The 18,645-nt window shown below is 71.8% G+C and carries 11 protein-coding genes; 9 read left to right on the top strand and 2 right to left on the bottom strand.

The genetic code is table 11. The annotated features are described in order from the left end of the window. Positions 1-15: 15 nt before the first annotated feature. Entirely contained in the window at positions 16-1,626 is a 1,611-nt protein-coding gene (locus tag ACWCWD_RS30925) for a M1 family metallopeptidase (protein ID WP_450777903.1), read from the top strand. A 130-nt stretch (positions 1,627-1,756) separates the two neighbouring features. Then, the gene (gene hflX / locus ACWCWD_RS30930) at positions 1,757-3,277 is read left to right on the top strand and encodes a GTPase HflX (protein ID WP_450777905.1); all 1,521 of its coding nucleotides are present in this window, start codon (positions 1,757-1,759) and stop codon (positions 3,275-3,277) included. 84 nt (positions 3,278-3,361) lie between these two features. Here hflX and ACWCWD_RS30935 read toward each other — a convergent pair whose 3' ends face one another. Further along, a complete protein-coding gene (locus ACWCWD_RS30935) occupies positions 3,362-4,585 on the bottom strand; it encodes a trypsin-like serine peptidase (RefSeq protein ID WP_450777907.1) in 1,224 nt (407 codons plus the stop codon). A 404-nt stretch (positions 4,586-4,989) separates the two neighbouring features. Between ACWCWD_RS30935 and ACWCWD_RS30940 the strand changes: the two genes are divergently transcribed. The 5 genes from ACWCWD_RS30940 (at position 4,990) to ACWCWD_RS30960 (ending at position 13,258) form a co-directional block, all read left to right on the top strand. Continuing rightward, positions 4,990-6,369, top strand: coding sequence for a diaminobutyrate--2-oxoglutarate transaminase family protein (locus tag ACWCWD_RS30940; RefSeq protein ID WP_450777908.1), 1,380 nt, complete (start codon positions 4,990-4,992; stop codon positions 6,367-6,369). A 28-nt stretch (positions 6,370-6,397) separates the two neighbouring features. Next, positions 6,398-8,269, top strand: coding sequence for an IucA/IucC family protein (locus tag ACWCWD_RS30945; protein WP_450777910.1), 1,872 nt, complete (start codon positions 6,398-6,400; stop codon positions 8,267-8,269). Positions 8,270-8,490: 221 nt separating this feature from the next. After that, complete coding sequence (locus ACWCWD_RS30950) at positions 8,491-9,216, top strand: GNAT family N-acetyltransferase (RefSeq protein ID WP_450777912.1); 726 nt, start codon at positions 8,491-8,493, stop codon at positions 9,214-9,216. 60 nt (positions 9,217-9,276) lie between these two features. Further along, a complete protein-coding gene (locus ACWCWD_RS30955; protein WP_450777914.1) occupies positions 9,277-11,163 on the top strand; it encodes an IucA/IucC family protein in 1,887 nt (628 codons plus the stop codon). A 124-nt stretch (positions 11,164-11,287) separates the two neighbouring features. Continuing rightward, positions 11,288-13,258, top strand: a complete 1,971-nt coding sequence (locus ACWCWD_RS30960) for an ATP-dependent DNA helicase (protein ID WP_450777916.1) — start codon at positions 11,288-11,290, stop codon at positions 13,256-13,258. A gap of 301 nt (positions 13,259-13,559) precedes the next feature. Here the strand turns inward: ACWCWD_RS30960 and lexA are convergent, their stop codons facing one another. Then, positions 13,560-14,357 carry a transcriptional repressor LexA gene (gene lexA / locus ACWCWD_RS30965; protein ID WP_386888532.1) on the bottom strand — a complete coding sequence of 266 codons (798 nt, stop codon included), beginning with the start codon at positions 14,355-14,357 and terminating at the stop codon, positions 13,560-13,562. 585 nt (positions 14,358-14,942) lie between these two features. Between lexA and nrdR the strand changes: the two genes are divergently transcribed. After that, the gene (nrdR, locus tag ACWCWD_RS30970) at positions 14,943-15,449 is read left to right on the top strand and encodes a transcriptional regulator NrdR (protein WP_327178357.1); all 507 of its coding nucleotides are present in this window, start codon (positions 14,943-14,945) and stop codon (positions 15,447-15,449) included. Between the two features lie 160 nt (positions 15,450-15,609). After that, positions 15,610-18,507 carry a vitamin B12-dependent ribonucleotide reductase gene (locus ACWCWD_RS30975; protein WP_450777919.1) on the top strand — a complete coding sequence of 966 codons (2,898 nt, stop codon included), beginning with the start codon at positions 15,610-15,612 and terminating at the stop codon, positions 18,505-18,507. Positions 18,508-18,645 lie beyond the last annotated feature (138 nt).

Consider the following 18,645-nt stretch of genomic DNA (forward strand, 5'->3'; position numbering starts at 1 on the left):
TGATAGCGGTGATCCATGCCGCCCACCTCCCGCCGCCTGCGCACCGTCCTGCTGGCCGCCGCGTCGGCCGGCCTGATCGCCGCCGCCCCGCCCGCTCCCACCGGAAGCGGCCCCCTCGGAATCGGGGACCGGCTCTTCCCGACGCTCGGCAACCCCGGCTACGACGTCCTCTCGTACGACATCGCCCTCGACTACGACGGCAGCAACACCGACCCGCTGGAAGCCGTCACCGTCATCAGGGCCCGCACCACCGAGCCGCTGGAGCGGATCAACCTCGACTTCGCCCGGGGCGAAGTCCACTCGGTCGCCGTCAACGGGCTGGCAGCCAGGTTCACCGGAGAGGACGAGGACCTCGTCGTCACGCCGGTCGCACCGCTGCCGGCCGGGGTGCCGGTGCGCATCACCGTCCGGCACACCAGCGACCCCGACCAGGGCGCGGACAGCGGCGGCTGGGTCCGCACCGGCGACGGCCTCGCCCTCGCCGGACAGGCCGACGCCGCGCACCGGGTCTTCCCCTGCAACGACCACCCGGCCGACAAGGCGTACTTCACCTTCCGGATCACCACCCCCGAGCGGCTCACGGCCGTCGCCAACGGGCTGCCGGCCGGGGAGAGCCACCGGGGCACCACGGTGACCAGGACGTTCCGCACCGCGCACCCGATGGCCACCGAGCTCGCCCAGGTCTCCCTCGGCACTTCCGAGGTCCTGCACCGCGACGGCCCCGGTGGCCTGCCACTGCGCGACGTCGTCCCGGCGGCCGACGCGGCGGTCCTGGAACCCTGGCTGAGCAAAACCCCCGGCCAGATGGAGTGGATGGAGCGGCAGGTCGGCCCGTACCCCTTCGAGACGTACGGGGTGCTGGTGGCCGATTCGGTCACCGGCTTCGAGCTGGAGACCCAGACGCTGTCGCTCTTCGAACGCCGGCTCTTCACCGGCACCACGCACCCCGGGTGGTACGTCGACTCGGTCATGGTCCACGAGCTGGCGCACCAGTGGTTCGGCGACAGCGTCTCCCCGGCGTCCTGGTCCGACCTCTGGCTCAACGAGGGGCACGCGAGCTGGTACGAGGCCCGTTACGCGGAGGAGCGGGGCGGGCCGTCGCTGGAGCGTCGCATGCGGGACGCGTACACCCACTCCGACGGCTGGCGCGCGGCCGGCGGGCCCCCGGCCCGGCCGGCCCTGCCGACGGCCGGGCACAAGCTCGACCTGTTCCGGCCGGTGGTCTACGACGGCAGCGCCCTCGTGCTCTACGCGCTGCGCCAGGAGATCGGCGCCGAGGCCTTCGACCGGCTGGAGCGCGCGTGGGTGCGCAGGCACCGCGACGAGTCCGTCACCACGGCCGATTTCGTGCGCCTCGCCTCGCGCGAGGCCGGACGCGATCTCTCCGGGTTCCTGGACGGCTGGCTGTACGGGGCGAAGACCCCCGCGATGCCCGGCCACCCGGACTGGCACGGCGCCGCTCCGACGGCGGCCCCCGGGCCCGCTCCGACGACGACCGCGGAGCCCGCTCCTACGGCGGCCCCCGGGCCCGCTCCTGCGGCGGCTCCGGAGCCGGTTTCGCGTACGGCCCCACCGGCCGGCCGGTCGACGGGCCCGGTCCGTGACGCCGCGGGGAAACCCGCATGACGGGCCCGGCGGGCGCATGCCACTATCAGGGGTCGGCAACGCGGCCGGACCGGCGGATTCCTTCGGGAATCATCCGGGGACGTGACGCGTTGTGACTGTCACTACGAGAAATCTTCGACGTAAGGATCCAATGACCTCCTCTTCTTCCCTTCCCCAGGACGCGCAGGACGCGCAGAGCGCCACGGAGTCCGCCTCCGCACGTGCCACCGAGAGCCTTCGGGCCGACGCCCTGATGGAAGAGGACGTCGCCTGGAGCCACGAGATCGACGGAGAGCGGGACGGCGAACAGTTCGACCGCTCCGAGCGTGCCGCGCTGCGACGCGTGGCCGGCCTCTCCACCGAGCTCGAGGACGTCACCGAGGTCGAGTACCGGCAGCTCCGTCTGGAGCGTGTGGTGCTCGTCGGTGTGTGGACCTCCGGGACCGTGCACGACGCGGAGATCTCCCTCGCGGAGCTGGCCGCACTCGCCGAGACGGCGGGCGCCCAGGTGCTCGACGCCGTCTACCAGCGCCGCGACAAGCCGGACCCGGCCACCTACATCGGCTCCGGCAAGGCGCTGGAGCTGCGCGACATCGTGCTCGAATCCGGTGCCGACACCGTCGTCTGCGACGGTGAGCTCAGCCCCGGCCAGCTCATCCACCTCGAAGACGTCGTCAAGGTCAAGGTGGTCGACCGGACCGCGCTGATCCTCGACATCTTCGCCCAGCACGCCAAGTCCCGGGAGGGCAAGGCGCAGGTCTCCCTGGCGCAGATGCAGTACATGCTGCCGCGCCTGCGAGGCTGGGGCCAGTCGCTCTCCCGGCAGATGGGCGGCGGTGGCTCCAGCGGCGGTGGCGGCATGGCCACGCGTGGTCCGGGTGAGACCAAGATCGAGACCGACCGGCGCCGCATCCGCGAGAAGATGGCGAAGATGCGCCGGGAGATCGCGGAGATGAAGACCGGCCGCGAGATCAAGCGGCAGGAGCGCAAGCGCAACAAGGTGCCCTCGGTCGCCATCGCCGGTTACACCAACGCAGGCAAGTCCTCCCTGCTCAACCGGCTGACCGGGGCCGGTGTCCTGGTGGAGAACGCCCTGTTCGCCACCCTGGACCCGACCGTCCGCAGGGCCGAGACGCCCAGCGGCCGGGTCTACACCCTGGCCGACACCGTCGGGTTCGTACGGCACCTGCCGCACCACCTGGTCGAGGCGTTCCGCTCCACCATGGAGGAGGTCGGCGACTCCGACCTCATCCTGCACGTGGTGGACGGCTCGCACCCCGTCCCGGAGGAGCAGCTCGCCGCCGTCCGCGAGGTGATCCGGGAGGTCGGCGCCACCGACGTCCCCGAGATCGTCGTGATCAACAAGGCGGACGCGGCGGACCCGCTGGTCCTGGCGCGGCTGATGCGCGCCGAGCGGCACGCCATCGCCGTCTCGGCCCGCACGGGCGCCGGGATCGACGAGCTGCTCGCGCTGATCGACGCCGAACTGCCCCGGCCGTCCGTGGAGATCGAGGCCCTGGTCCCGTACATCCAGGGCGCCCTGGTCTCACGGGTGCACGCCGACGGCGAGGTGATCTCCGAGGAGCACACCGCGGAGGGCACCCTGCTCAAGGCCCGGGTCCACGAGGAACTCGCCGCGGAACTCGCGGTGTTCGTCCTCGCGGCCCACTGACCGCGAGGACGGAGCACGACGTACCGGAGGCCCGGCCGATCCCCCAGGGGAACGGCCGGGCCTCCGGCGTGAGCGTCACCGCGGTCACTGTCCCGCGTACTTCCGGCTCACCCCGTCGTAGACCGCCTTCGCCTCCTTGCCCAGGCGCGGTCCCGCGAGCCAGCCCGCCGTGACCGGGCCGATCGAGGTGTTCGAGAACAGGGCGGGCTTGCCGTCGGCGCCCTCGCCGACCCAGCCGCCGCCCGAGGCGCCCCCGGTCATCGTGCAGCCGATGCGGTACATCGTGGGCTGGTCCTGGAAGACCGAGAGCCGGCCCGGGGTGTCGTCGCACTGGAACGCCTTCTGCCCGTCGTACGGGGGAGCGGCCGGGTAGCCGGTCGCCGTCAGCGAGGAGATCCCCGAGACCGCGGGCGCGTCGAAGTCGACGGGCAGCGCGAAGCCCACCGTCTCCTCCAGGGACTTGCCCGTCGACCCCGTCTCCGGCGTCACGTGCAGCACGGCGAAGTCGTACGGGGCGCCCTGGCCGCCGGTGGACGCGCCCTGCGCGATCCACTGGTCCGAGGTGGAGGCCCAGTCGCTCCACCACACGCCGTACGGAGCGATCTCCTCCTTCGAGGCCGCCTCCAGCTTCGCCGTCTCCATGCCGCTGTCGTTGTACCCGGGGACGAAGGCGATGTTGCGGTACCAGCCGCCCTCCTTGCCCGCGTGCACGCAGTGCCCGGCGGTCCACACCAGATTCGACTTGCCCGGGTGCGCCGGGTCCTTCACCACCGTGGCGGAGCAGACCATCGAGCCCTCCGGACCGTCGAACAGCAGCTTGCCGCTCTCCGGCACGCTGTCGTGGTACGGCGCGTGCGCCTCGACGGCCTCCCGGACGGCGGGCGTCGGGTCGGTCACCCCCTCGTCGCCGGAGATGTCGTCGGCGACGGGCTGCTCCGGGGCCGGGTCGGCGTCCCGCATCCGCTCCGGGTTCCAGAGGTTCTCGATGATCGGGTTGACGTAGTCCTTCGCCTCACGGAGCCACTGGTCCTTGTCCCAGTTCTTCCACTCGCCGTTCCGCCACTTGTCGAGATCGATTCCGTGCGCCTTGAGCCGGTCCTTCAACTCGTCGGGGATGACGATCTTCCCGTCCGAGGAAGCGGTGGCCGAACCGCTGGGCTCCTTGGCCGCGCCGTCGTCCTCGGGCCCGCAGGCGGTCGCGGTGAGGGCGAGTGCCGTCGCGAGGGCGGCGGCGGCCAGCACGGACGAGGACCTGCGGCGCCCGCCCCTTCCGTTCCGGGCGGCATCGATCGGGTGAATGGGTCGCATCTGGTGATCCCCCTGGGACTTCGTCGTTCGTCGCTGCTGCGGCACCCCGGTCATCCCGGTGTGCCCTGCCTTCCGGGCATGCGGCTCCGCGCCGGGCGGGCCGTGGACGGCTCGTGAATGCCCCTTCCCCGGCGCCCGGTTGGGCAACGGCCCTATGCTGAGCGGCCTCTACTATGCCGGTGCTCCCGAAGACCGTGCCGGGCAGGTCCGTGGTTCCGCTCCGTCAGGACCGGTCGCCCGCAAGGATCTTCCGATTTACCCGTGATCCCCGGCCCATTGGCTCGTTGGTCCGTACGGGGGACACGTGCTCGGAGTTCACCCGCGCACTCCGCCGCCGGGAGAACGTACTCCGGGACGACGCAACGACGTGCAACGCAACCGTGAACGCAGGAGGATCAACAGCCGTGGCCGTGACCGAATCAGCACCGGCGGCCCTGCCCGCGGCGCACGAGGGCATTCTGCGCCGCCAGTCGCTGCGCGAGTCGGCGGCGCGCACCTACGCGCGCTCCCTGCCGATCGTGCCCGTGCGGGCACGCGGGCTGACCATCGAGGGCGCCGACGGCCGCAGATACCTCGACTGTCTCTCCGGCGCGGGCACCCTGGCGCTCGGCCACAACCACCCCGTGGTGCTGGAGGCCATCCGCAAGGTCATCGACTCCGGGGCACCGCTGCACGTCCTCGACCTCGCCACCCCCGTGAAGGACGCCTTCACCACCGAACTGTTCGCCACGCTCCCGGGCGAACTGGCCCGCGACGCCCGCATCCAGTTCTGCGGACCCGCCGGAACCGACGCCGTCGAGGCCGCGTTCAAGCTGGTACGCGCGGCCACCGGCCGCACCGGGCTGCTCGCCTTCACCGGCGCCTACCACGGCATGACCTCCGGGGCGCTCGACGCGTCCGGCGGCGCCCAGGAAGTGCGCGTCACGCGCCTGCCCTTCCCGCAGGACTACCGCTGCCCCTTCGGGATCGGCGGGGACCGGGGAGCCGAGATCGCCGCCCACTGGACCCAGCACCTGCTGGACGATCCCAAGGGGGGTGTCCCCGCCCCGGCGGGCATGATCCTCGAACCCGTGCAGGGCGAGGGCGGGGTCAACCCGGCCCCCGACGCCTGGATGCGCAGGATGCGCCGGATCACGGCCGACCGCTCCATCCCGCTGATCGCCGACGAGGTGCAGACCGGCGTCGGCAGGACCGGCCGCTTCTGGGCGGTCGAGCACAGCGGGGTGGTCCCCGACGTCATGGTGCTCTCCAAGGCGATCGGCGGCTCGCTGCCCCTCGCGGTGATCGTGTACCGCTCCTCGCTCGACCTCTGGCAGCCCGGCGCCCACGCCGGCACCTTCCGCGGCAACCAGCTCGCCATGGCGGCGGGCGCGGCCACCCTGGCGTACGTCCGTGAGAACGGCCTGGCCGAACGCGCCGCCGAACTCGGCGAGCGCATGCTCGGCCGGCTCCGCGAGCTGGCCGCGCACCACCCCGCCATCGGGGACGTCCGGGGGCGCGGCCTCATGATCGGCGTCGAACTCGTCGACCCCGAGGCCGCCCCCGAACAGGACGGCGGCGCGCCCCCGCCCGACCCGGGCTTCGCCGTCGCCGTGCAGCAGGAATGCCTGCGCCGCGGCCTCATCGTCGAACTCGGCGGGCGCCACGACGCCGTCATCCGGCTGCTGCCGCCCCTCACCCTCACCGACGAACAGGCGACGGCGGTCCTCGACCGCCTCGCCGACGCGCTGCAAGCCGCAGAAGGCTCGCCGCACCGGCGGGCCGCTGCCGGGTCGCTCCGCTGACCCCGCACCCCCTCACAAGGAAGAAGCCGTGAACCCCACCCCCGCGCCCGAGGCCGACACCCCTCTCACCAGCCAGCTCCGAGGGCAGGAAGCGCCGCTCGGCCCGCGTACGGCCGAGGCGACGACCGTTCCCCGCCAGAAGGCCGGCCACCACGAGGACGAGAGCGCCCCGGCCCCGCACGCGGACCCGCTGGACGATCCGGACCCGTACCGCGCGGCCGACGTCGCGGGCGCCGAGAGCCTGCTGCGCTGCTGGGCGCGGGAGATGGACCTGCCCCGCCCGGAGCGGGACACTCTGCGCATCCCCCTTCCGGCCAGCGGCACCGCCCTCCTCGTGCCGGTCCTGTACTGGTCGCCCACCGGACACCACCGCTTCGGACCGCCCGCCCTCGAAGGCGCCCCCGCGGGATCCCCGTCCGCCGACGCGGTCACCGTCGCCGCCCTGCTCTGCCGCGAGGGGGACCGGCACGCCGCCGCCGAACTCGTGGGCCGGGTCGCCGACTCCGTACGCCACACCACCGGATTCCTCACCCAGCGGCGTCGTACGCCCGAGGAGCCCCCCGGCACCGACCCCTTCCTCGCCGCCGAACAGTCCCTGCTGCACGGACACCCGCTCCACCCCACGCCCAAGAGCCGCGAAGGGCTCTCGGAGTCGGAGGCCCGGCTCTACTCGCCCGAACTCCACGGCAGCTTCCCGCTCCACTGGATGGCCGTCGACCGCTGCGTGCTCGCCACCGACTCCGCCTGGACCCGCGACGGCCGCCCGGTCACCGCCGAGGAACTCCTCGCCCCGCACACCGAGGGGCTGCGGCTGCCCGAGGGCACGGTCGCCCTGCCGGTCCACCCCTGGCAGGCCGAAGAGCTGCGGCGCCGCACCGAGGTCACCGAACTCCTGGACGCGGGGCTCCTGCACGACCTCGGCGAGGCGGGCGGACGCTGGCACCCCACCTCCTCGGTGCGGACCGTCTACCGGCCGGGCGCGGGCGTCATGCTCAAGCTCTCGCTGGGCGTACGCATCACCAACTCCCGCCGGGAGAACCTCCGCAAGGAGCTGCACCGGGGCGCGGAGGTGCACCGGCTCCTCAGCGGCGGCCTCTCCGCCGACTGGCGCCGGGCCCACCCCGGGTTCGACATCGTCCGCGACCCGGCGTGGCTCGCGGTCGACACCAAGGACGGCAGCCCGGTCCAGGGACTCGACGTGGTCCTGCGCAACAACCCCTTCGGCCCGCACGACGACGCCCTCTGCGTCGCGGGCCTCACCGCCGTCCGGCCCCGGCGCGGCCGCACCGCGATGCGCTCACGCCTGGCGGAGACGGTCTCCCGGCTCGCCGAGCGCACCGGACGCACCGTCGGCGCCGTCTGCGCGGAGTGGTTCCTGCGCTACCTCGACCGCGTCGTACGCCCCGTCCTCTGGCTCGACGCGAACGCCGGGGTGGCACTGGAGGCCCATCAGCAGAACACCCTCGTGCTGCTCGACGCGGACGGCTGGCCCGTGGGCGGCCGGTACCGCGACAACCAGGGGTACTACTTCCGCGAGTCCCACCGGGACGCGCTCGACGCCCGGCTGCCCGGCATCGGGACCGCGAGCGACACCTTCGTCTCCGACGCCGTCACCGACGAACGGTTCGCCTACTACCTCGGCATCAACAACGTCCTCGGGCTGATCGGCGCCTTCGGCTCCCAGCACCTCGCCGACGAACGCCTCCTGCTCGACGCGTTCCGCCGCTTCCTGCGCTCCGCCGCTCCGATGGGCTCGCCCCTTCCCGCGTACCTCCTGGAGACCACCCGGCTGCGCTGCAAGGCGAACCTGCTGACCCGGCTGAACGGCATGGACGAACTCGTCGGCCCCGTCGACACCCAGTCCGTGTACGTCACCATCACCAACCCGTTGCATTCCTGACCGCAGGGCACCCACGGGACCCGGGCCCGGGGGCCCCGCTCGCCGACCGGGGAGTCCCGGCCCGAAGCCCGGGCCGGGACTCCCGCCGGTTCCCGAGAGGCCCGGGCGCCGGACCCCCGGTACCAGGAGAGGAGAACGCCGCTGTGCCATCCGCCGACACGCCCGGGAACGGGGCAGCTGGACCGGTTTCACGGGAGGCCGACGACGGACAAGATCCCAGGATGACGAGAGCGGAGGATGCCCGGACCACCGGCGGGGCGGGCCGAAGACACGCCCCGGCCACCGCCGTCGAGGACACCCTGGACCTTCGCCTGACCGAGGAACTGCTCGCCCTGTTCGCCGCGGACACCCCGCCCGCCGACGGTCCCGCCGCCTCGCCGCTGCTGGACGCGCCCGGCAGCTGGCGCCCCGTCACCACGTCCGCCGGGATCTTCCAGCTCGTCCCCGTACGGCTCGAACGCGACCTCGCCGTCGTCACCCGCTGGATGAACGATCCGGCCGTCGCCGCCTTCTGGGAGCTCGCCGGGCCCGAGGAGGTCACCGCCCGCCATCTCGCCACGCAGCTCGAAGGCGACGGACGGAGCGTCCCGTGCCTGGGCGTACTCGACGGCAAGGCGATGAGCTACTGGGAGATCTACCGCGCGGACCTCGACCCGCTCGCCCGCCACTACCCCGCCCGCCCCCACGACACCGGGGTGCACCTGCTGATCGGCGGAGTCACCGACCGGGGCCGGCGGGTCGGCACCACCCTGCTGCGCGCGGTGGCCGACCTCGTGTTCGACCACCGTCCCTCCTGCGCACGCGTCGTCGCGGAACCCGACCTGCGCAACACCCCTTCCGTCTCGGCCTTTCTGAGCGCCGGATTCCGTTTCTCCGCCGAACTCGAACTGCCCGAGAAGAAGGCCGCCCTGATGGTCCGCGACCGAGCCCACCGAGACCACCTGTGAAGAACACACCGAAGCACGCACACCGCTCGAACCCCATCGGTTCCGTCCCGAGGAGTCCCCGTGCAGAAATATCCCGTGAGCCCTGAACCGGCGGGGCGCCAGCAGCTCCCGGACCGCCCGGAACTGAACAGAGCCGTCTGGGACCGGGTCACGGCCCAGCTGCTCGCGAAGATGCTCGGCGAGTTCGCCTACGAGGAGATCCTCACGCCGCTCCCGCAGCAGCCGCCGGTCACCACGGACGGCACCGGCGAACCGTACGTCCTGCTCCTCGACGACGGTGCGGCCCTCGCCTTCCGGGCCCGCCGCGGGGTGTACGGCAGCTGGCGCGTCGACCCCGGCTCGGTCCGCGAGACACGGCCGGAGGACGGTGACGGGGATACGGACGGCCCGCCGCAGGGGCGGCCGTTCAGCGATCCGCTGCTCTTCCTCACCCGCGCCCGCGGCCTCCTCCGCCTGGACGGCGCCACCCTCGGACACCTCGTGCGCGAGCTCACCAGCACCCTGGCCTCCGACGCGCACCTCGCCCACACCGCCCTCGGCGCGGCCGAACTCGCCGAACTCGGCTACGCCGAACTCGAAGGCCACCAGACCGGCCACCCGTGGCTCGTCGCCAACAAGGGCCGCCTCGGGTTCTCCGCAGGCGACGCCGCCCGCTTCAACCCGGAGGCGCGGGCCACCACCACCCTCCCGTGGATCGCCGTCAGCACCCGGATCGCCGGCTACCGCGGCGTACCCGCGCTCGCCACCCCCGACCAGCTGTACGCCCGCGAGCTCGACCCCTCCGTACGGGACGCCTTCGCGGCCCGGCTCGCCGACCGCGGGCTCGACCCGCGCGCGTACGTCTACCTGCCGGTCCACCCCTGGCAGTGGGACGAGTGGATCGTGCCGCTCTACGCCCCCGCCATCGCCGCGGACGACATCGTCCCCCTGCACGACGACGGCGATCTGCGGCTGCCGCAGCAGTCGATCCGGACCTTCGCCAACGTCGGGCGCCCCGAGCGGTTCACGGTGAAGCTCCCGCTGTCGATCTTCAACACCCTCGTCTGGCGGGGACTGCCGACCGAGCGCACCCTCGCCGCGCCCGCCGTCACCGGCTGGGTGCAGGGGCTGTGCGACACCGACCCCTTCCTGCGCGACACCTGCGCGGTGATCCTGCTCGGCGAGGTCGCCTCCGTGGCGGTGGAACACCCGCTCTACGACCGGCTGCCCGAAGTGCCCTACCAGTTCAAGGAGATCCTCGGCGCGATCTGGCGCGAGCCGCTGCCGCCGAGACTGGCGGCCGGGGAGCGGGCCCGGACCCTCGCCTCCCTCCTGCACACCGACCCCGACGGCCGCGCCTTCACCGCCGAACTGGTCGAACGTTCCGGGCTGGCCCCCCGCGACTGGCTGGTCCGCCTCTTCGCCGCCCTGCTCCCGCCGCTCCTGCACTTCCTCTACCGGTACGGGACCGTGTTCTCGCCGCACGGCGAGAACGCCATCGTGGTCTTCGACGAACGGGACGTGCCCGTGCGGCTCGCGATCAAGGACTTCGTCGACGACGTCAACATCAGCGCCCACCCGCTGCCCGAACACGCCACCATGCCCGCCGACGTGCGCGCCGTGCTGCTGACCGAGGAACCCTCCTTCCTCACCCAGTTCATCCACTCCGGTCTCTTCGTCGGCGTCTTCCGCTATCTGTCGCCGCTCTGCGAGGAACAGCTGGGGGTTCCCGAGGACGAATTCTGGTCACTCGTCCGGGCCGAGGTCCTGCGCCACCACGCCCGGTTTCCCGAGCTCAAGGACCGGTTCGAGATGTTCGACATGCTGACGCCGGAGATCGAGAGACTCTGTCTCAACCGCAACCGCCTGCTGGTGGACGGCTACCGGGACCGCCCGGACCGCCCGCACGCGGCCGTCCACGGCCTGGTCCCGAATCCGCTGCACTTCGCCGGATCCGTCCAGGAGTGATCAGCCGGGCGTTCAGGAGTGATCCGCCGGATCCGGCCTGTCCGTCGGATCCGCCCCGGAGCATCCGCCGATCAGGCCGGGAGTGATCGCCGCTGTCACTGCCGCGCCGTAGGCTGGTGCGGCTATGACGAAGCCATCCCTCACCGAGCTCCTCCACGCCGCCGTCTCCGCCGTCGGCGGTTCGGAACGGCCCGGCCAGGCCGCGATGGCCGAGGCCGTCGCCGGGGCCGTGGACGACAACTCCCACCTCCTCGTCCAGGCCGGCACGGGCACGGGCAAGTCCCTCGGCTATCTCGTCCCCGCGCTGGCGCACGGGGAGCGGGTCGTGGTCGCGACGGCCACGCTCGCCCTCCAGCGCCAGCTCGTGGAGCGGGACCTGCCGCGCACCGTGGAGGCGCTGCACCCGCTGCTGCGCCGCCGCCCCCAGTACGCGATGCTCAAGGGCCGCTCCAACTACCTCTGCCTGCACCGCCTCCACGAGGGCATGCCGCAGGACGAGGAGGAGGGGCTCTTCGACCAGTTCGAGGCGGCGGCGCCGTCCAGCAAGCTGGGCCAGGACCTCCTCCGGCTGCGGGACTGGTCGGACGAGACCGAGTCCGGCGACCGCGACGACCTGACCCCCGGTGTCTCGGACCGCGCCTGGGCCCAGGTCTCCGTCTCCTCCCGTGAGTGCCTGGGCGCGTCGAAGTGCGCGTACGGCGCCGAGTGCTTCGCGGAGTCCGCCCGGGAGCGGGCGAAGCTGGCCGACGTCGTGGTCACCAACCACGCCCTGCTCGCGATCGATGCCATCGAAGGCGCTCCGGTGCTTCCCCCGCACGAGGTGCTCATCGTCGACGAGGCGCACGAGCTGGTCTCGCGGGTCACCGGCGTGGCGACCGGCGAGCTCACGCCCGGCCAGGTCGCCCGCGCGGTGCGCCGCGCCGCCAAACTGGTCAACGAGAAGGCGGCCGACGCGCTCCAGACCGCGTCCGAGGGGTTCGAGCGCGTCATGGAGCTGGCGCTGCCCGGCCGGCTCGAAGAGGTCCCCGAGGACCTCAACTACGCGCTGATGGCGCTGCGCGACGCCGCCCGCACGGTGATCTCCGCGCTCGGCGCCACCCGTGACAAGTCCGTCACGGACGAGGACGCGGTGCGCAAGCAGGCGATGGCCTCCGTGGAATCGGTCCACGCGGTGGCCGAGCGGATCACCCAGCACTCCGAATGGGACGTCGTCTGGTACGAACGTCACGACCGGTTCGGCGCGTCCGTGCGGGTGGCGCCGCTCTCCGTCTCGGGGCTGCTGCGCGAGAAGCTCTTCACGGAGCGCTCGGTGGTGCTCACCTCGGCCACCCTGAAGCTCGGCGGGGACTTCAACGGCGTCGGCGCCTCCCTGGGCCTCGCCCCGGAGGGCACCGCGGGGGAGGACGTCCCGCAGTGGAAGGGGCTCGACGTCGGCTCGCCCTTCGACTACCCGAAGCAGGGCATCCTCTACGTCGCCCGCCACCTGGCCACCCCCGGCCGGGAGGGTTCGCGCACCGACATGCTGGACGAGCTGGCCGAGCTGATGGAGGCCGCGGGCGGGCGCACGCTCGGGCTGTTCTCCTCGATGCGCGCGGCGCAGGCGGCGGCGGAGGTGCTGCGCGAGCGGCTGGAGAAGCCGATCCTGCTCCAGGGCGAGGAGACCCTCGGCGAGCTGATCAAGAACTTCGCGGCCGACCCGGAGACCTGCCTCTTCGGCACCCTGTCGCTCTGGCAGGGCGTCGACGTGCCGGGTGCGAGCTGCCAGCTCGTGGTCATGGACCGCATCCCCTTCCCCCGGCCCGACGACCCGCTGATGAGCGCCCGTTCGAAGGCGGTCGAGCAGGCGGGCGGGAACGGCTTCATGGCGGTCGCCGCCACCCACGCGGCGCTGCTGATGGCGCAGGGCGCGGGCCGGCTCGTCCGGGCCACCGGCGACAAGGGCGTCGTGGCGGTCCTGGACCCCCGCCTCGCGACCGCCCGGTACGGCAGCTATCTGCGGGCCTCGCTGCCCGACTTCTGGTACACCACGGACCGCAACCAGGCCCGCCGGTCCCTGGCGGCGATCGACGCGGCGGCGAAGGCCGAGGGACGCTGACCGTCCGGCGCTGGGACCGCGCCGATCCGCGCACGGGGGTGCCCGAGCTTCCCGCGGGCCCCTGAGTCGCGGGCCGCCCGAGCCACCGGGCCCCGACGCGCTCACGGGGCCCAGTGCGTTCACGGGGCCCGGTGCGGGCCGGTGAGCGCGTCGCACGCAGGGCGCAGCGCCCCGGTGCGGGCCCGTGGCCGGTCGCGCGCAGCACAGAGCCCCGGTGGGGCCGCCCGTACGTCCTCGGGGCGTTCACCGGGGCTCTGTGCGCCAGGGCCGGGTCTTCCGGAGTGGGTTGCCGCGCCGCGGCTCAGACGCGCCGCAGCACCGCCACGACCTTGCCGAGAATGGTGGCCTCGTCACCGGGGATCGGCTGGTACGCGGCGTTGTGCGGGAGCAGCCACACGTGACCGTCCTCGCGGCGGAACCGCTTGACCGTGGCCTCGCCCTCCAGCATGGCAGCGACGATGTCGCCGTTCTCGGCGACCGGCTGGCGGCGTACAGTGACCCAGTCGCCGTCGCAGATCGCGGCTTCGATCATGGAGTCGCCGACGACCTTCAGCACGAACAGCTCGCCGTCACCGACCAGTTGGCGCGGGAGCGGGAAGACGTCCTCCACCGACTCCTCGGCGAGGATCGGACCACCGGCCGCGATCCGGCCGACCAGGGGGACGTACGAGGCGGCGGGCTTGCCGGTCGTGTCCGTCTGCTGCGAGATGGGCTGGTCCGAGCCGCGGACTTCGTACGCCCGCGGGCGGTGCGGGTCTCTGCGCAGGAAACCCTTGCGCTCCAGGGCCATCAGCTGGTGGGCCACCGACGAGGTGCTGGACAGGCCGACGGCCTGCCCGATCTCCCGCATCGACGGTGGGTAGCCCCGGCGCTGCACCGAGTCGCGGATGACCTCGATGACCCGCCGCTGCCGGTCGGTGAGGCCCGAACTGTCGGCCCGGATGCCAGGAGGTCGCCCGGGCAAGGAGCGCGCGGCCCTGGGGGGCTCCGGCCCGTCCGGGTTCGTGACAGAGTCATTCATTGCATGCACCGGCTCAGGTCGGCTCGGAGAGCGGTGGTCCCGGGCAGTGATCGTGGCACTGTCGGCGCTGGTGGTCACATCGGCCCCTCTCGAAATGTTCTCCCTGGCTGGGACAACGGTAGTAGCTTTCGAAAGGTTGCGCCAAACACACGTTCGAGTGAAAAACGAATAAAGGCCTGCCGTGCCTTTGTGACCGGGTGTATGCGCTCGGGTGTGGGCGGCTCGTGGATCCCGGGTGCGGGCGGCTCGCGAATTCGGTTCATAACGGTACCGCCGCACTTTTCGCGCGGTGGCCGCGGGGCCCTCTCCGGGGCCTCCCCTTGGCGCGCCCGGGGACGGTGCGCGCGAGTCGCCCGGGAGGCCCCCGCCGGTCCCGGCGGACGCGCCGGAGGGGTGCCACCCCGCGTCCCGGAGCGCGGGCGTTTCCCGTACCCTCGTGCCTTGGCCGTGCGCGGCCCGGGCGTCCCGGGCCGGTCCGACACGCCTGGGGCCGAAACCGAGTGAAACCCTAGATCTAGTGGTTGGATGGCCCGGGTCGCCCAGAAGTTGTGGTCCCCGGTCCGAACAAGCGCCGGGAATCCCCTATGCTGGTGACTGCTTCGAAGGGCCCCGGCGGGGCGCTGTGAGGCTTATTACTCGTGCCGTGAAGGAGGCTTGGGAACCATGCACTGCCCCTTCTGCAGGCACCCCGACAGCAGGGTCGTCGACAGTCGCACGACGGACGACGGCACGTCGATCCGGCGCCGCCGGCAGTGCCCCGACTGCTCCCGCCGGTTCACCACGGTGGAGACCTGCTCGCTCATGGTCGTCAAGCGCAGCGGGGTGACCGAACCCTTCAGTCGCACCAAGGTCATCTCCGGCGTCCGCAAGGCATGCCAGGGGCGGCCGGTCACCGAGGACGCTCTCGCCAAGCTCGGCCAGCGGGTCGAGGAGGCGGTGCGCGCCACCGGGAGCGCCGAGCTGACGACCCACGACGTGGGGCTGGCCATACTCGGCCCCCTGCGGGAACTCGACCTCGTCGCGTACCTGCGCTTCGCGTCCGTGTACCGGGCGTTCGACTCGCTCGAAGACTTCGAGGCCGCCATCGCGGAACTGCGCGAACGGCGGCTTCCCGCCGGAGAGGGCGGGGAGACCCCTGAGGTCCCCGCTCCCTCCGTTCCCGCCCACTGAGTGGTACACGCCCTCCGGCTGAGGTCTGCCGGTCGGCGACAGGGTGGTCCACAGACCTGCTTCCGGCGCCGAGGGCGGCGTCCGGAGCACCAGACACAGCACCGTGCCCCGGGAAGAACTGGGCACTTCAGGGCGTTTTTGCCCACATATGGGAGGCGGCATGACAGAGACGGCGAGCGGCCCGGCACGGAGTTCCCGCACCAAGGGAGCCAAGCCGAGCAAGGGTCTGCGTATCGAGCGCATCCACACCACCCCCGGCGTGCATCCGTACGACGAGGTGGCGTGGGAGTCCCGTGACGTCGTCATGACCAACTGGCGCGACGGCTCGATCAACTTCGAGCAGCGTGGCGTCGAGTTCCCCGACTTCTGGTCGGTGAACGCGGTCAACATCGTCACCAGCAAGTACTTCCGCGGAGCTGTCGGTACGCCGCAGCGCGAGACCGGTCTGCGTCAGCTGATCGACCGGATCGTGAAGACGTACCGCAAGGCCGGCGAGGAGCACGGCTACTTCGTCACTCCCGAGGACGCGGAGATCTTCGAGCACGAGCTGGCGTACGCCCTCCTGCACCAGATCTTCAGCTTCAACTCCCCGGTCTGGTTCAACGTCGGCACCCCCCAGCCGCAGCAGGTCTCCGCCTGCTTCATCCTGTCCGTCGACGACTCCATGGAGTCGATCCTCGACTGGTACAAGGAAGAGGGAATGATCTTCAAGGGCGGTTCCGGCGCAGGCCTGAACCTGTCCCGCATCCGTTCCTCCAAGGAGCTCCTCTCCTCCGGCGGCAACGCCTCCGGCCCGGTCTCCTTCATGCGCGGTGCCGACGCCTCCGCCGGAACCATCAAGTCCGGTGGCGCCACCCGCCGCGCGGCCAAGATGGTCATCCTCGACGTCGACCACCCCGACATCGAGAACTTCATCGAGACCAAGGTGAAGGAGGAGGAGAAGATCCGCGCCCTGCGCGACGCGGGCTTCGACATGGACCTGGGCGGCGACGACATCACGTCCGTCCAGTACCAGAACGCCAACAACTCCGTCCGCGTGAACGACGAGTTCATGAAGGCCGTGGAGTCCGGCGGCACGTTCGGTCTGCGTGCCCGCATGACCGGCGAGGTCATCGAAGAGGTCGAGGCGAAGTCCCTCTTCCGCAAGATGGCCGAGGCGGCCTGGGCCTGCGCCGACCCGGGCATCCAGTACGACGACACCATCAACGCCTGGCACACCTGCCCGGAGTCCGGCCGCATCAACGGCTCGAACCCGTGCAGTGAGTACATGCACCTGGACAACACCTCGTGCAACCTCGCCTCGCTGAACCTCATGAAGTTCCTCAAGGACGACGGCGAGGGCAACCAGTCCTTCGAGTCCGAGCGCTTCGCCAAGGTCGTCGAGCTGGTCATCACCGCGATGGACATCTCGATCTGCTTCGCGGACTTCCCGACGGAGAAGATCGGCGAGAACACCCGCGCCTTCCGCCAGCTCGGCATCGGCTACGCCAACCTCGGCGCCCTGCTGATGGCGACCGGCCACGCGTACGACAGCGACGGCGGCCGCGCGCTCGCCGGCGCCATCACCTCGCTGATGACCGGTACCTCCTACCGCCGCTCCGCCGAGCTCGCCGCGGTCGTCGGCCCGTACGACGGCTACGCCCGCAACGCCGAGCCCCACCAGCGCGTCATGCAGCAGCACGCCGACGCCAACACCAAGGCCGTCCACGTGGACGACCTGGACTCGCCGATCTGGGCCGCCGCCACGGAGGCCTGGCAGGACGTGATCCGCCTCGGCGCGAAGAACGGATTCCGCAACGCCCAGGCGTCCGTCATCGCCCCGACCGGCACCATCGGTCTGGCGATGTCCTGCGACACCACCGGCCTGGAGCCCGACCTCGCCCTGGTCAAGTTCAAGAAGCTGGTCGGCGGCGGCTCGATGCAGATCGTCAACGGCACCGTGCCGCAGGCGCTGCGCCGTCTCGGCTACCAGCCGGAGCAGATCGAGGCGATCGTCGCCCACATCGCGGAGAACGGGAACGTCATCGACGCCCCGGCCCTGAAGACCGAGCACTACGAGGTCTTCGACTGCGCCATGGGCGAGCGTTCCATCTCGGCCATGGGCCACGTCCGGATGATGGCGGCCATCCAGCCGTGGATCTCCGGCGCGCTCTCCAAGACCGTGAACCTGCCGGAGACGGCCACGGTCGAGGACGTCGAAGAGGTCTACTTCGAGGCGTGGAAGATGGGCGTCAAGGCGCTCGCCATCTACCGCGACAACTGCAAGGTCGGCCAGCCCCTCTCCGCCAAGACCAAGGAGAAGGAGAAGGAGGCGGTCACCGCCAAGGCCGAGGAGACCATCCGCACCGCGGTCGAGAAGGTCGTCGAGTACCGTCCGGTCCGCAAGCGTCTCCCCAAGGGCCGTCCGGGCATCACCACCTCCTTCACGGTCGGTGGCGCCGAGGGTTACATGACCGCCAACTCCTACCCGGACGACGGTCTCGGCGAGGTCTTCCTGAAGATGTCGAAGCAGGGCTCCACCCTCGCGGGCATGATGGACGCCTTCTCCATCGCCGTCTCGGTCGGTCTGCAGTACGGCGTCCCGCTGGAGACGTACGTCTCGAAGTTCACCAACATGCGCTTCGAGCCGGCCGGCATGACGGACGACCCGGACGTGCGGATGGCGCAGTCGATCGTCGACTACATCTTCCGTCGCCTGGCGCTCGACTTCCTGCCCTTCGAGACCCGCTCGGCCCTCGGCATCCACTCTGCTGAGGAGCGTCAGCGTCACCTCGACACCGGCTCCTACGAGCCGGCCGAGGAGGACGAGGACCTGCACACCGAGTCGCTGGCCCAGTCCGCCCCGCTGCACGTGGAGCCGCTGAAGGCCGTCGCCGCCCCGGTGGAGGCAGCCGAGAAGCCGGCGCCGCGGACCGCGCACACCTCGGCCGAACTGGTCGAGATGCAGCTCGGCATCAGCGCCGACGCCCCGCTCTGCTTCTCCTGCGGGACGAAGATGCAGCGCGCCGGCTCCTGCTACATCTGCGAGGGCTGCGGCTCGACCAGCGGTTGCAGCTGATCCCAGCCGCTCGCACGCGCTGTCGCACGCACGAGTGACAGCTGAGTGACCGCCGAGTGCGGTGGACCCGGGAGACCGGGACCACCGCCCTCGGCGCGTTTCCGTCGGACTCAGGGAGCTCGGGACACCCCTGAGCGT

Source organism: Streptomyces sp. NPDC001493 (assembly GCF_053597235.1).

Coding starts and splice junctions, on each gene's coding strand:
- ACWCWD_RS30960 (WP_450777916.1), top strand. CDS start 11,288: ATGACGAAGCCATCCCTCACCGAGCTCCTCCACGCCGCCGTCTCCGCC.
- ACWCWD_RS30935 (WP_450777907.1), bottom strand. CDS start 4,585: ATGCGACCCATTCACCCGATCGATGCCGCCCGGAACGGAAGGGGCGGG.
- nrdR (WP_327178357.1), top strand. CDS start 14,943: ATGCACTGCCCCTTCTGCAGGCACCCCGACAGCAGGGTCGTCGACAGT.
- ACWCWD_RS30975 (WP_450777919.1), top strand. CDS start 15,610: ATGACAGAGACGGCGAGCGGCCCGGCACGGAGTTCCCGCACCAAGGGA.
- hflX (WP_450777905.1), top strand. CDS start 1,757: ATGACCTCCTCTTCTTCCCTTCCCCAGGACGCGCAGGACGCGCAGAGC.
- ACWCWD_RS30925 (WP_450777903.1), top strand. CDS start 16: ATGCCGCCCACCTCCCGCCGCCTGCGCACCGTCCTGCTGGCCGCCGCG.
- ACWCWD_RS30950 (WP_450777912.1), top strand. CDS start 8,491: ATGACGAGAGCGGAGGATGCCCGGACCACCGGCGGGGCGGGCCGAAGA.